At 63.9% G+C, this 14,337-nt stretch carries 13 protein-coding genes; 2 read left to right on the top strand and 11 right to left on the bottom strand.

The genetic code is table 11. From position 1 onward, the window contains the following. Positions 1–8: 8 nt before the first annotated feature. The 6 genes from Q0D44_RS01345 to Q0D44_RS01320 form a co-directional block, all read right to left on the bottom strand. The gene (locus Q0D44_RS01345; RefSeq protein ID WP_294131267.1) at positions 9–1,610 is read right to left on the bottom strand and encodes a hypothetical protein; all 1,602 of its coding nucleotides are present in this window, start codon (positions 1,608–1,610) and stop codon (positions 9–11) included. After that, the gene (locus tag Q0D44_RS01340; protein ID WP_294131265.1) at positions 1,607–2,521 is read right to left on the bottom strand and encodes an AAA family ATPase; all 915 of its coding nucleotides are present in this window, start codon (positions 2,519–2,521) and stop codon (positions 1,607–1,609) included. The genes Q0D44_RS01345 and Q0D44_RS01340 overlap by 4 nt, the downstream gene beginning before the upstream one ends. A 14-nt stretch (positions 2,522–2,535) precedes the next feature. After that, a complete protein-coding gene (locus Q0D44_RS01335) occupies positions 2,536–4,056 on the bottom strand; it encodes an XrtA system polysaccharide chain length determinant (RefSeq protein WP_294131262.1) in 1,521 nt (506 codons plus the stop codon). Positions 4,057–4,058: 2 nt separating this feature from the next. Beyond that, a complete protein-coding gene (locus Q0D44_RS01330) occupies positions 4,059–4,706 on the bottom strand; it encodes an XrtA/PEP-CTERM system exopolysaccharide export protein (protein ID WP_294131259.1) in 648 nt (215 codons plus the stop codon). 133 nt (positions 4,707–4,839) lie between these two features. Continuing rightward, positions 4,840–6,072, bottom strand: a complete 1,233-nt coding sequence (locus Q0D44_RS01325; protein WP_294131257.1) for a pyridoxal-dependent decarboxylase, exosortase A system-associated — start codon at positions 6,070–6,072, stop codon at positions 4,840–4,842. Continuing rightward, complete coding sequence (locus Q0D44_RS01320; RefSeq protein ID WP_294131256.1) at positions 6,069–7,601, bottom strand: acyl-CoA ligase (AMP-forming), exosortase A system-associated; 1,533 nt, start codon at positions 7,599–7,601, stop codon at positions 6,069–6,071. The genes Q0D44_RS01325 and Q0D44_RS01320 overlap by 4 nt, the downstream gene beginning before the upstream one ends. 50 nt (positions 7,602–7,651) lie before the next feature. Between Q0D44_RS01320 and Q0D44_RS01315 the strand changes: the two genes are divergently transcribed. Continuing rightward, positions 7,652–8,656: a GNAT family N-acetyltransferase gene (locus Q0D44_RS01315; RefSeq protein ID WP_294131254.1), complete on the top strand. Its 1,005-nt coding sequence runs from the start codon at positions 7,652–7,654 to the stop codon at positions 8,654–8,656. A gap of 28 nt (positions 8,657–8,684) precedes the next feature. Continuing rightward, positions 8,685–8,975, top strand: coding sequence for a phosphopantetheine-binding protein (locus tag Q0D44_RS01310; RefSeq protein WP_294131252.1), 291 nt, complete (start codon positions 8,685–8,687; stop codon positions 8,973–8,975). 46 nt (positions 8,976–9,021) lie between these two features. On the opposite strand, the gene trxB is transcribed toward Q0D44_RS01310, so the two are convergent. The 5 genes from trxB to Q0D44_RS01285 all read right to left on the bottom strand — a co-directional run bounded on the left by trxB (position 9,022) and on the right by Q0D44_RS01285 (position 14,319). Continuing rightward, a complete protein-coding gene (gene trxB, locus Q0D44_RS01305; protein ID WP_294131250.1) occupies positions 9,022–9,984 on the bottom strand; it encodes a thioredoxin-disulfide reductase in 963 nt (320 codons plus the stop codon). A gap of 184 nt (positions 9,985–10,168) precedes the next feature. Further along, the gene (locus Q0D44_RS01300; RefSeq protein ID WP_217675016.1) at positions 10,169–10,906 is read right to left on the bottom strand and encodes a peptidase; all 738 of its coding nucleotides are present in this window, start codon (positions 10,904–10,906) and stop codon (positions 10,169–10,171) included. Between the two features lie 25 nt (positions 10,907–10,931). Continuing rightward, the gene (locus tag Q0D44_RS01295) at positions 10,932–11,804 is read right to left on the bottom strand and encodes a transglutaminase family protein (RefSeq protein WP_294131248.1); all 873 of its coding nucleotides are present in this window, start codon (positions 11,802–11,804) and stop codon (positions 10,932–10,934) included. Positions 11,805–11,825: 21 nt separating this feature from the next. Further along, entirely contained in the window at positions 11,826–12,758 is a 933-nt protein-coding gene (locus tag Q0D44_RS01290; RefSeq protein ID WP_294131246.1) for an alpha-E domain-containing protein, read from the bottom strand. Positions 12,759–12,909: 151 nt separating this feature from the next. After that, positions 12,910–14,319, bottom strand: coding sequence for a circularly permuted type 2 ATP-grasp protein (locus tag Q0D44_RS01285; protein ID WP_217675013.1), 1,410 nt, complete (start codon positions 14,317–14,319; stop codon positions 12,910–12,912). Positions 14,320–14,337 lie beyond the last annotated feature (18 nt).

Below are 14,337 nucleotides of genomic sequence, written 5' to 3'. Positions count from 1 at the left end.
CCGACCCGTTAGAAGCTGTAGCGCAGGCCGACCTGGCCCATCGCGTTGATCACCGTGTCGATGTCGTCAGCCTGCACGCCGTCCACACCGACCGATGCCGATGCCGACAGGCGACGGGTCAGACCTTTGTAATAGCTGGTGAACGCGCCATAATTGAGGACGTCGGGACGTCCGCCGCTGGCGTCGAAATAATTGACATAGGCAACGGTATCGATGCTGTTGCGATCGTTGAACATATAGGTCATCGACGCATTGCCGTACCAGTTCTGGTCCTTCGACCCGCGCACAAGGACGCTCTGACCCTGCGGCGTGATGAACTTGCGCTGCGAATAGCCTGCCCCCACGCCCCAGCCCCACTGGCCGCGCCGCAGCGAATATTGAGTCGAAACGCCGCGATAGCGGAAATTGGCGTCGGTAATGCCCGCCAGCGCATCGTTGAAGCACTGTCCCCCGCCGGTGGTGGAGAAGGCGCAGCCGGTAATGTCCCCGGTGAAGGGGTTGCGCGCCACATCAAAGCTGCTGCCCGAAAGCGCGGCGGCGTTGGCCGTGATCAGGCGACCGAAGCTGTCGATACCGTCGAACACTATGACGGCAAAGCTGCTGTTTGCGCCCTGCCATGTGAAGCTGCCCTGATAGGTCATGCCGCCATAGCGCTGGCCGACCTGCGCCTGGAGCGAGGTGCGGCGGCTGGGCCGCCACAATACGCCCGCGTCCCAGATAATGTCGTCAAATTCATAGATCAGCGCGCGGGGCGAGCTTTTGTCGGTGACATAGCGACCGTTGCGAATGACCGGCACGCCCGCCGAGTCCAGCAGAGGCGAACGCTGACTGATCTCGATCTGCTCATAGCCGATGCCACCGATCAGCGCGACGGTGCGCGATACCGGCAGCGTGGCGTCGACCCTACCCCATTTGTCCTCGAACCGCTGGTCGAGCTGGCTTGCATCCTCGCGGTCATAGCCCGCACTGGCCGTAAGGCCGACCGGCAGCAATGTGCCGGGGGCAAAGCCGACCGATCCGTTCAGGTTATGCGTCCAGCTGTCCGCAAAGGAGCCGCTGACGGGCGCGTTGGAGAGGTTGGAATCAAGTTCATCCTCCACCCGCGCATAGCCAAGCCGATAGGAGCCGTTGACCGTGATGTCGCCAATCTGCGTCGTGTAGGCCGGGCCGATATAGCCGGCATAGACCTGGCTGGTGTAGCTGTCATTGAGCGTTGATGCGCCCGACAGGCCATCAGTCCGCACGCGCGACGCCATGCCGCCAGTGTGGAGCGACAGACCACGCGCGACATTGACGGTCGCGCTGGCGATACCGCTCAGCACATCCTGATCGGGCACCTGTTTGCTCCAGCTGAAGCTGTGATTATATTGCAGGTCGATCACCGCCTCTACCCGGCGGGTCTGGACTTCGGCTGTTACTCCGGCAGTCACATTGGTATAGGTCAGCACATCGCCATCGCCCTTGAGCGGACCCATGACCACCTGATCCACGCCGATATAGGGCGTGACATTGACGCGCCGATTCGCGCTGGTCGTCTGGGCGAATGCGGGCGCACTCGCTGCGGCCAGCGCGGCGAGCGATGCGCCGCTGATCCACTGACGGACGGTCATGACGAACTATTCCCCTTGGCATAATAGCTGCCGAAACGGCGGCCGCCGCCGTTGAAGCGGACGGCATTGAGCAGAAGCTGGACCTGCGCGCCGCCCTTGAGCATCCCGGCAGCGTCGCGCAGGGCGCTTTCCGATGTGCTGTCGGCGCGCACGACCAGCAGCGCGATCGCGACATGGCTGGCCAGCACGGCGGCGGGCGAAGCCGCAAGCAATGGCGGCGAATCAAAGATGATGATGCGTTCGGGCCGTCCCTCGGTCAGCCGCGCCAGCAACTGTTCGGTGCGAGCGGACGACAGATATTCGGTGTCCGCATTGCTGCGGTGCCCGGCGGGCAGCACCGACAGCGACGGGATGTCAGTGCGGATCACACAATCCTCGATCGCGATCGTCGGATCGGCGAGTGCGTCCATCAGGCCGGGACCACCCGCCAGCCCCAAAGTTTCGGGGATACCGGGCTTGCCGAAATCCGCGTCCACCAGCAGGATTTCGCGATCCTTTTCCGCCGCCAGGCTGAGCGCCAGATTGACCGCGCAAAATGTCTTGCCCTCGCCGCTATGCGCCGAGCAGATGAGGATGCGATTGCCGCGTTCCTGCCCCTGCAACTGGGCGAGCAGGTCGCGCTTGAGCAACCGGAACTCCTCGCTCATCGCGGTGACTGCGCCGTCGGGGCGCAGGAAGCCGGCCTCCTCCAGCTTGATACGGTCGATCGGCTGGACCAGACCGGTCCAGGGCAAGGCGCGAAAGGCCGACGGTGAAGCCGACACAGGGTCAGCCGCCACAGGTGCGGGTGGCAGGTCGGCAGGAATATCGACGGCAGGCGCCGCACGACCGCGCAGGGCGGCGGAGAAATCATAGATTTCCGTCGCCCGCTCGATCAGCGATCCGCCCTTGATGGAGCTATGCTGGTTCATGGTTCCTGGCTCCTTCACGCCATACCGCGCTGGACGAATTCGACGACGATCAGCAGCAGGCAGACAGCGGCCAAGCCCCCGCTGGCACCGGCAAACCATTTCATCCGCTGCTTATCGATGGCGACCTGCGCCGCACTGATCGTCTGGCTGATGGAACCTGCGACCGGCAGGCCGATCGCCCGTTCCAGCCGCGCGGCAGTGGGGAATGTCCCCTTGAGCTGACCCATCGCAAAGGCGACGCCGACACCTGCGCCGATCCCCAGGATCAGCACGCCCAGCAACAGCAGCGGCCGGTTGGGCGCGGCAGGCGCAGTCGGCACGCTGGGCGGGTTGATGACGCGGAACTGGACGGAGCCGGTCTCGGTCTTGACTTCGCCACGCAGGCGGATTTCCTCGCGGTCGGCGAGCAGCTTGTCATATTGGGTCTTCAAAACCTCATAATCGCGGTCGAGCTTTTCCTGCTCCGACGCGACGCCGGGTTCATTGACCTGCTTGGCCATCATTGTGTTGAGATCGGCCTGCAACTGCGCCTTGCGCGTGCCGAGCGCCTGCACCGTGGCGGCGCGTTCGGCCTGCATGGAACGGATCGACAGATAGGCGGGGTTGGGCGTGCTGCCGCCACCAGCGTTTGCGCCGCCGCCTGCCTTGCGCAGGGCTTCGACCTCACGCTGGGCCGCGATCACGTCAGGGTGATTGGCGGTCCAGCCGCGGGCGCGCATCCCGGCGAGGTTGGACTGAGCCTGCGACAGCGCGGAAGGCCCACCCGACGGGCCAACGCCCGGCAGGCTTTGCGGTGTACCCGCCAGCTGACCGTTCATCGCGCTCAAGGCGCTTTGCGCCTGAACCAGTTGCGAATCGATCGTGTTGATTTCCTGCCGCGCGGCATCCATCCGCTGACTGATCGAACCGGCACCGGGCAACAGCCCGACATAGCGCTGCGCAAATTCAACGCGGCGCTGGTCGGCGGCCTCCAGCTGCTTGCCCCGCGCCGCGATCTGCTGGTCGAGGAAGGCGAGGCTCTGCTTGGTTTCGTTGCGGTCGCCGGAGAGATTTTCCTCCTGGAAAATATCGATCAGCTTCTGCACGATCTGCTGTGAAATCCGGGCGTTCGCGCCGTCCGACAGGCTGCTGTCGGCGGACGCCGCAGTGATGTCGATCATGCTGGGGTCAGCCTGCGCCATGACAGTGATATTCTCGCGCAGCTTGGTGATCTTGGCCGCAATGTCGCGCGGGCCGGACACGCTCTGGGACAGGTCGGTGTTGCGCACGACCTTTTCCAGATTTTCAGTGCTGGCCAGCGTGCTGCGCACCCGGTCTAGATCCTGCTGCGACTGGACCTGGGTGATGCCCACCTTGTCCTCCAGCAGCGACTGGGTGTTCACATAGACCCGCGCCTTGGACTGATAGCTGTTGGGGATGAGCGCCACGCCCAGCCAGCCCGACATGCACACGCCCCAGGCCACGCCCAGCGCGACCCAGCGTCGGCTCCAGACACCGTGGAGCAGCAGCAGCAATTCGTCGTAGAGACCGGCCATGATCAGAACATGCTTTCGGGGATGATGATGACGTCGCCGGGGGCGAGCATGACGTTCGCCTTCGTGTCGCCCTTTTTGAGCAGGTCGTTGAGGCGGACCTGATATTCCTGCTGCTTGCCGGTATTCTTGTTGAACCGGACCAGCCGCGCGCGGTTGCCCGCTGCAAATTCGGACAGGCCACCGACCGAGATCATCGCGTCGAGCAAAGTCATATTGGCGCGATAGGGGATGGAGGCGGGCTTTTCGGTCGCGCCGACGATCCGCACCTGCTGGCTGAAAGTGCCGCTGAAATTGTTGACGATCACCGAAACCAGCGGATTTTCAATATATTGGGTCAGCGCCAGCTTGATGTCGTCCGCCAGCATCTTGGGCGTCTTGCCCACGGCTGGCATGTCGGTGATCAGCGGCGTGGTGATGCGGCCATCAGGGCGCACCTGCACCTTTGCGCCCAGTTCGGGATTGCGCCACACGAAGATGGTGAGGTCGTCCAATGGGCCGATGATATATTCCTCGCCCGGCCCTTCACGCGTCGAAACGAAGGAGGCTGGCGGCAATTGCGGTCCGCTGGCACCACCCGATGCGCAGCCCGACAGGACGAGCGCGGGCAGCGATGCACCGATCAGGAGCCTGGAAACCGACACGAAACGCATAATCTCACCTCTTTGTGCGGCCATGCGCGACCAGCCGCCAAAGAGGGCAAGGCGGGCCGGTCAGCACAGGGCTTCCGACCTCTTCTTGCCGGGAAAGGGTAAAGATACCGTTAGGAGTTAAGTCACCAACAACTCATCCAAGTAAAACTTCACGAGGACTTGGATGACCAAGAAATGCAGCGGGGCTGGCCGATGCGCCATAGGCTCCGGCAAGGAAAATGGCGATCAGGTCGCCTTCCTGCACCGGCGGCAACGCCACCTTGTCGCCCAGCCGGTCGATGGGCGTGCAGAGGCAGCCCACCACCGTGACCGGATCGCCCGCGGGTGCTGCGCCAAAATGGTTGGCGAGTGCGATCGGATAGTTGCGGCGCACCACCGTGCCGAAATTGCCGCTGGCCGCCAGTTGATGATGCAGCCCGCCATCGACGACGACGAAGGTTTCGCCCTGGCTGACCTTCACATCAATGACGCGGGTCAGATACACTCCCGCCTCCCCGACCAGCCAGCGCCCCAGTTCGATCGCAAAGGCGCTGCCCTGCAAGATGGGCGGCAGCGATTCGAGCGCGGTGTCGAGCGCAACGCCGATCGGGCGAATGTCGAGCGGCACGTCGCCGGGGAAATAGGCGAGGCCAAAGCCGCCGCCCAGATTGACCAGCGGCGGGGTAACGCCAACCGCTTCGGACAGGCGGGCGGCCAGCGCGATCGTCGCGGCCTGCGTTTCGATGATCGCCATTGCGTCCAAGTTTTGGCTGCCCGCAAAGATATGCCAGCCGCGCCAGTCCGCGCCGCCGTCTATCATCGCGCGGGCGAGAGCGGCGGCCCGTTCGGCATCGACGCCAAAGGGCTTGGCCCCGCCGCCCATCCGCATACCGGAGCCTTTAAGATCAAAGTCCGGGTTCACTCGCACCGCGACGCGCGGGGTCTTGCCGATCCGCTGGCCGATGGCGAGCGCGCGCCGCCCCTCCCCTTCGGATTCCAGGTTGAGCGTCACCCCGGCAAAGATCGCCGCTTCCAATTCGTTATTGCGCTTGCCCGGCCCGGCAAAGCTGATCCGCGCCGGGTCCATCCCCGCTGCCAGCGCCATCTCCAGTTCGCCGCCCGACGCAATGTCGAAGCCATCGACCTGCCCCGCCATCGCGCTCAGCAGCGGCGCATAGGGGTTCGCCTTGATCGCATAATGCAGGTGGAGCGCAGCGGGCATCGCTTCTCGGAAGCGGCGGATCTGCGCCGCGACGATATCCATGTCATAGGCAAAGAGCGGCGTGTCGCCTGCTTCATCCACCAGACTGGCCGCGCCATAGCCGCCGACCAGCAACATCCCCTCTTCGCCCGCGAACCAGGCCGGGATCGGTCCCATCGGTTTCAAATGCCATACTCCCGCGCCAGTGCGACTCGATCAATCTTGCCGTTGGGATTGCGGGGAAAAGCGGCCAGCACAAGGGTTTCGCGCGGCTGCATGAAATTGGGCAGTTCGGCTTTGAGATGCGCGGCGACTGCTGGGGCAACGTCCGGGTCGGCGGATCGCAACAGGAGTTTCACCGCCTGCCCCAGCCGATCGTCCTTCACCCCCAGCGCCACGGCTTCGGACACACCCGGCACGGCGACGGCTGCTTCCTCTATCTCGGTCGGGCTGATGCGGTTGCCCGCCGACTTGATCATCGCATCGTCTCGCCCAACGAAATAAAGCAGGCCTTGAGCGTCGCGCCGCACCGTGTCACCCGACCAGACCGCCATGCCGCCATAGTGGGATGCGGGCGGCGCGGGCTTGAAGCGTTCGGCGGTGCGGGCGGCATCGCGCCAATAGCCCTGCGCCACCAGCGGGCCGCAATGGACCAGTTCGCCCGGCTCATCATCGTCGGTGATGCTGCCATCGGGACGGACCACCACTATCTCGGCAAAGGGGATGGCCGATCCCATCGAGTCGGGGTGGCTGTCGACCAGCGCGGGCGGCAAATAGGTGGAGCGGAAGGCTTCGGTCAGGCCATACATGGGATAGAGGTCGGCCTGCGGGAAGATCGCGCGCAGCTTTGCCACCAGTGGCCGGGTGAGCGCGCCGCCACTGTTGGTCAGGCGTTTGAGCTTGGCCGCGACCTCCGGCGGCCACTCCAGTTCGGTCAGTTGCACCCAGAGCGGAGGGACCCCTGCCAGCGTCGTGATGTCGCGCCGGTCGACCAGCTTCATGACGTCCCGCGCGGTCAGATAGTCGAGCGGATAGACGCAGCCGCCCGAAACCCAAGTTGAAAACAGCTGATTCTGGCCATAGTCGAAGCTGAACGGCAGGACGCAGGCGGTGCGGTCTTGCGGCGTGAGGCTGAGATAGTCGGCCACCGCGACCGCGCCCAGCCAGAGATTGGCGTGGCTGAGCATCACCCCCTTGGGTCGGCCGGTCGATCCGCTGGTGTAGAGGATGGCGGCAAGATCGTCTGCTGCTGCGTCCGACGGCCCCAGCGCTGTGCCGCCGCTCATGGCGCAGGCGGCGTCATCCTCTCGGTGCAACTGGCATCCGTCAGGCACATCGCCGGGTGTGAGCGTAGCGAGTCGCGCGGTCGTGCCGATCAGCAGCGCCGCGCCGCTGTCCGCCAATATATGCGCCACCTGCGCGTGCTTGAGCAGCGGGTTCACCGGCACATGGACCAGGCCCGCGCGCGGCGCGGCCAGCGGCATCAGCGCGGCCACCGGCCCCTTGGCGATCCAGCTTGCGACCCGCGCGCCCGGTGCCAGCCCGAACCCCGCCAGCCAGCCAGCCAGCCGCCCCAGCGTCTCCTCCAGCTCGGCGAAATTATAGCTGCCCGACCGCCCGTCCAGCGCCGCGCGCGCTGGATCGCCCCGCAACAGCAGGTGATCGATCGGCAGGATCGCGGCAGTCGGTTCAGCTTGTGGCACGCTTAACTCCATTTCCAGACTTTGGCCCTAAGCCCTGTCCAGACGAATGCGGAGATAGTCGGTTGCCGACGACAAGGGAATATCACAGCCTCGCAGATGTGCGGGACGCGCTGCATGGCCGTCTCGACCGCGAAGCTGTGCCTTGCCTGTTCGGGCGGTATGACTGGTTCGACCTGCTGCACCGCCATTGCTTTGCCGATGTCCCGGTTCGGGTGGTTGTGGCGGAAAAGGATGGCGCGCAGGCGTGGCTGTTCCTACTTGGCCGCGACAGTCGCCGGGTGTCGGCACTGGCCAACTGGTATAGTTTTGACTGGTCGCCGCAATTTACGGGTGATCCCGATGCGGGGCAGCGGGCACGGTTGCTGGATGCGCTGAGCGGTCATCTGTTGCGCACCACCAGCCAGATTGATCTTTATCCGGTCGCGGCGAGCGCCGAGTTGCTTGCCAGCCTGCGTCGGACGGGATGGTTCGCTTTGTCGCGGCCAATGGGCGGGCGGCATATTTTGCAGGTCGCGGGGCGCGATTTCGCGACCTACTGGGCCAGCCGTCCCGGCCGTTTGCGCACATTGGTCAAGCGCCGGGTGCGGGGCAGCCGCTATGACCTGTCGATTAGCGACCGGCTGACCGACGATCTGTGGCGCGATTATGTCGATGTGCACGGGCGCAGCTGGAAGCAGCCGGAGCCAGGCCTCGATTTCCTGCGCGCTTTGGCCGAACGGGAGAGTGAGGCAGGCACGTTGCGGCTGGGCTTTGCGCGGGACGGGGAGCGCGCGGTCGCCACCCAATTGTGGACGGTGGAAAATGACGTGGCCCTCATCCACAAACTTTCCCATGATCGCGCCCATGACGCCGGATCGCCCGGCACGTTGCTGAGCCATGCGATGTTTGCCCAGGCGATTGATGGCGATCGAGTCGCGATGATCGACTATGGCACCGGCGACAATCCCTATAAGAGCGACTGGATGGAGGAGCGGGTGCCGCTCCACCGCATCGACGCCTTCAACCCGCGCCATGCGTCCAGCTGGCTGCCAGCGGCCCGCACGGCCATTTCCGCGCTTGTCGGATAGGTCGGGAATGACTAGGACGTCGCCCACCATGCGGGCGCATAATTCTCAGCCGGTCGACCGGACCGATGACATCGAGCTTCTGACGCGGGCGCTGTTGCGCGACGTGCTGGGCCTTTCGCAGGATCAGGTCGACGGGTTCGACGCCGACACGCCCTTGTTCGGGGCGCTGCCGGAGCTGGACTCCATGGCGGTCGCGGGGCTGCTGACCGAAATGGAAGATCGCTTCGACATATTGATCGAAGATGACGATATCGACGGCGATACGTTCGAGACGTTCGGGTCGCTGGTGGCGTTTGCGCGGGGCAAGGTAGCGGGCTGAAAGCCCCACCCCAACCCCTCCCCTGAAGGGGAGGGGCTAACATAGGTTACGCCTCGACCATCGCCTCAAAATTGGCTTCGGCCAGGAATTTCTCCACGTCCAGCGCCGCCATGCAGCCCATGCCCGCTGCGGTCACCGCCTGTCGGTAGATTTTGTCGGTTACGTCGCCTGCCGCGAATACACCGGGGATGGATGTACGGGTGGTGCCCTTTTCGACCAGCAGATAGCCCTCGTCCATCGGCAGCTTGCCGGTGAAGAGTTCGGTCGCGGGGTGGTGGCCGATCGCGACGAATCCGCCGTCGGTCGGCTCATGCGACTTTTCACCGGTCACCGTGTCAATGAGGTCCACGCCGACCAGCCCTTCGGGCGTGCCGCCGCCGACGAATTTATCGACCGCCTTGTTCCACAGCACCTTGATGTTCGGATGGGCGTGGAGGCGCTCCTGCAAAATCTTTTCGGCGCGCAGCGTATCGCGGCGGTGGATCAGGGTGACGTCATGGCTGTGGTTGGTAAGGTACAGCGCTTCCTCTACCGCGGTATTGCCGCCGCCGATGACCACTACCTTCTTGCCGCGATAGAAGAAACCGTCGCAGGTGGCGCAGGCGCTGACGCCCTTGCCCTGCAAATGCTCCTCCCCCTCGACGCCCAGCCATTTGGCCTGCGCGCCGGTGCAGATGACCAGCGTGTCGGCGACATAGACCACGCCGCCGTCGCCGGTCAGACGGAACGGGCGCTGCGACAGGTCCACGTCCACGATCTGGTCATACATCATCTGCGCGCCGACATGCTCGGCCTGTGCCTGCATCTGCTCCATCAGCCATGGTCCCTGGATCACGTCCTTGAAACCGGGGTAATTTTCGACGTCGGTGGTTATGGTGAGCTGTCCGCCCGGCTGCATCCCCTGCACCACGATCGGCGCCAGACCCGCGCGCGCGCCATAAATGGCGGCGGACAGGCCTGCCGGGCCGGAACCGAGGATCAACATGCGGGTCGAATGGGTGGCGGTCATATCAGGCTTTCAGCTGCGATTCGTGTTGATGGGAGAGATAGGCAGTGACGGCGCGCAGGCAAGCGAAGGATTTGCTTGGAGGAGGTGAAGCGGGGGTGTGGGTGGCACGCCGGATGATCCATCTGCGGCCAGAAATCGGAGAAAATCCAGCATTGAAACGGGCTTTATCGATACCCCGCGCGGCTCAATCCAATACGTTGGGCAAATCCTCAAACCCTTTGCGGAGCGCGGCGCTCCAGCTTTGGGAGATCATCGCGAATTCTTCATTGTCGGCTTCGATGCGGGTGCGGACGCGGAAGTCGAACCTGTCGGTGGGGATGACCGTCAGGTCGAGCGGCATACCGACGGAAAGGTTGGAGCGCAGGGTCGAGTCCATCGATACCAGCACCGCCTTGGTCGCGTCCTCCAGCGTGGTTTCGCGCTTGATGATGCGGTCCAGGATCGGCTTGCCATATTTATGCTCGCCAATCTGGAAGAAAGGCGTGTCCTCGGTCGCTTCGATGAAATTGCCCGCGCTATAGACCAGATAGAGGCGCGGTTTGCCGCCGCGGCGCTGGCCAGCGATCATGATTGAGGCGCTGGCACCGGAGCCGCCCATTTCGATGCTTTCGCGATAGCGGGTCTGCATCGCGCGCATCGCGTCGCCGACGATCTGCGCAACGCGGTGCATGGTGCTGCAATTGAGGATGGTTTCGACGTCGGGGTCGAGCTTGGCGTCCTTGATCGCCTTGCTGAGCGTGGCCTTCACCCCCTGGGTGATGGACAGGTTACCCGAACAGAGCAGCGTAATGGCCCGTTCGCCCTCGACCAGATAGGTGAAGCTCTTACGAAAACGAGCGATATTGTCCATGCCCGCATTGGTGCGGGTGTCGGACAGCATGACCAGTCCCTGGTCAACCCGCACCGCCACACAATAGGTCATTCGTCCCCGGCCCCCGAAAGCTTTTTCAATGCTGCGCGTCGGACGGCGGGATAGACTGCTGCTGTTGCCGCTGCAACTGCCGTTCCTCGACGCCGCCATCCGCCTGCGCGATACGGACGTCCGCGTCAATCGAGATATCGCCCGCAACCGTGATCGTCCCCCGGATCGGCGCGGCCTCGTCCGCGTCGAGGCCGCTGGCGACGCGCAGATAGCGTTCGGTCACGCAGACGCGGTTGGAGGGATCGAAGCCGACCCAGCCGAGTTCCGGCACCAGCGCTTCGGCCCAGCCATGGGTTTCGTGCAGTTCGCTGCCATCGCCCGCCAGCAGATAGCCCGACACATAACGCGCCGGAATGCCGAGCGATCGCGCCCCGGCGATGAAGATCTGGGCATGGTCCTGGCACACCCCTGCCCCCAGCGCGAAGGCCTGCGCAGCGGTGGTGGCGGAATTGGTAACCCCGGCGCGATAGCCCACGGCGTCGATAACGGCCGCGGACAGCGCATGGAGGCGCGCCAGTGGCCCGTCGCCTTCGGGCGTGGCGCGCGCCATGGCGGCGATGCCATCCGACGCGCGGGTGAGCGCGGTTTCACGCAGATAATAAAGCGGATTGACCCGGCTGACCGGCGCGCCGACCACGCCATGAGTCTCGCGGGTTTCGACCAGCCCTTCCGCCACGATGACGGCATGATCCTGCCGGTCCCGCCTGATCCAGATCGTCTCCATCTCGCCATAGCTGTTGGGGCGAAAATCAGTGAGCACATCGCCGTTCACGCTGACCTGCCAGTCCAGCACGGTTTGTGCAGGGGTGCTAACCGGCATCAGCTTGAACCGCATCGCAACCCGCCCGGCCGAGGCGTCATAGCGATAAACGGTCTGGTGGCGGACGAGCAATTTCATGAAAGGCCCCCCTTCCCCGGTTTAGCCGAAATGATAGGCCTGGGCGATTTCCCCGCCCAGCTGGTTGGTCATTTTCAGCCCATGCTGCACCGTTTCGTGCAGGCCGAAGCGGAAGATTTCACCGCTGTCGAGTTGCTCCAGCGCGGCCACCATCTGCTGCACCGTCTCATGACAGGCGGCGCGCGTCCCGTGCCAGCCCTCCAGCCGGTGCAGGCGATAGGCCAGTTGGTCGTAGCAATAAGCGACGCTGCGCGGGAACATGCGGTTGAGCATCAGGAAATCGGTGATCTGCCAGGGCGTATAGGTGCCGCCATAGACATGATGATAGGCGCGGCTGCCCGACAAAGCGTGCAGCACCGACGTCCATTGATAATGGTCGCGATTGCCGCCGATCACTTCGGTTTCGGGCAGCAGGACATAATATTTGACGTCCAGCAGCCGCAGCGTCATCTGCGCCCGCTCCAGCGCCGAGCCACAGCGCAGGAAATCATGGCCTTCATTGCGCAACTGGCCCGAATGGGTGGCACCGCGGAAGGTCATCACCCGCGTCTTGACCCAGTCAATGAGGGCGGGCAGCTGCTGGCGCGCTTCGCCGACATCATAGCTGTCCAGCTTGCGCCAGCCGTCGTTCAGCGCTTCCCACATATCCTGCGTCAGCATGGTGCGCGCCGATTTGGCGTTGGACCGGGCTTTCAGCAGGCAGGAGCGGATCGAGCTGGGGTTGTCGAGGTCCAGCATCAGAAAGGACACGACATCGCTTTCGGTCACCTGCACCCCTTCGGGGAACTGGTGGCCGCTACCGGTCGCCCGCACGACAGAGCGCCATTCGTCGCGATGATGCGCGCCGGGCAGGATGGCCATACGCTGCCCCATGGTCAGCAGCCGCGCGGTGGCCTCGGCCCGCTCCATATAGCGCGCCATCCAGTAGAGATTTTCGGCGGTCCGGCTCAGCATGAGAAACCCTCAAAACCTGCGTTTTCAAAGCCCCTCCCCTTCAGGGGAGGGGTTGGGGTGGGGGCGTGAGGCGGGCGCAGCACCAAGACGATGGCCCCCACCCCCGGCCCCTCCCCTGAAGGGGAGGGGTGATTGGAGGATCTAACCATCATCAATCCTGCATGACCCAAGTGTCCTTCACCCCGCCACCTTGGCTGGAATTGACCACCAGCGACCCTTCGGTCAGCGCGACGCGGGTCAGGCCGCCGGGGACCAGGCGCAATTGCTTGCCGACCAGGCAGTAAGGGCGGAAGTCGGCGTGGCGGCCAACCACGCTGGCGGGACCAAGCGTAGGGACGGTGGACAGGTCCAGCGTCGGCTGGGCGATGAACTTGCCCGGATCGGCGCGGATGCGGGCAGCATAGGCTTCCACTTCGTCCTTCGACGATTTCGGCCCGATCAACATGCCATAGCCGCCCGATCCATGGACCTCCTTGGCGACCAGATCGTGCAGATTTTCCAGCACATAGGCACATTCGTCGGGCTTGCCGCATTGCCATGTCTGGATATTGTCCAGAATCGGCGCTTCGCCCAGATAGAAGCGGATCATTTCCGGCACATAGATATAGACCGCCTTGTCGTCGGCAATGCCCGATCCGGGGGCCGAGGCCAGCGTGACACCGCCGCTGCGATAGACGTTAAAGATACCCGGCACGCCCAGCAGACTGTCAGGCCGGAACACCAACGGGTCGAGATATTCATCGTCGATGCGACGATAGATGACGTCGACCACCTTTGGTCCCAGCGTGGTTTTCATCCACACCCGGCCTTCATCGACGAACAGGTCCGCCGGTTCGACCAGCTCGACCCCCATCAGGTCGGCCAGAAAACTATGCTCATAATAAGCGCTGTTGAGCGAACCGGGGGTCAGCACGACGACGACCGGGTCGCCCTTGCACGCCGGGGGCGCGACTTCCTTCAGGCTCTTGAGCAATTCGGCGGGATAGTCATCGACCGGTGCCACGATCCCCTGCGCGAACAGTTCGGGGAACATGCGCGTCATAATGTCGCGATTTTCAAGCATGTAGGACACGCCCGACGGGGTGCGGCAATTATCCTCCAGCACCTCGAAACTGCCCGGACCCGTGCGGACGATGTCAATGCCGACAATATGGCTATAGACTTTGCCCGGTGGCGAGAAGTCGGCCATTTCCGCCAGATAGGCGCTGTTCTGATAAATGATGTCGGCAGGCATGATGCCGGCCTTCACGATTTCGCCGCGATGATAGACGTCGTGCAGGAACGCGTTGAGCGCGCGGGCGCGCTGGCGGATGCCCTTGTCCAGCACGCGCCATTCCTGCGCGGTGAAGATGCGCGGCAGCAGGTCGAAGGGGATCAGCCGTTCGGGGTCGCCCCCCTCGCCATAGACGGCGAAGGTGATGCCGATGCGGCGGAAAATCGCCTCTGCCTCGTCCAGTCGACGGTTAAGCCCGGAAATGCCCGTTCGCTCCACCCATTTCTGCACTTCAGCGTAGCAGGGGCGTATCGAACCATCAGGCTCAAACATTTCATGGAAGGGCAAGTTGTCGATCCTCCCTCA

Origin of the sequence: Sphingobium sp. (genome assembly GCA_023266575.1) — a bacterium.
In the GTDB taxonomy this organism is placed as follows: Bacteria; Pseudomonadota; Alphaproteobacteria; order Sphingomonadales; family Sphingomonadaceae; genus Sphingobium.
This window is presented reverse-complemented; position numbering and strand designations above follow the sequence as displayed.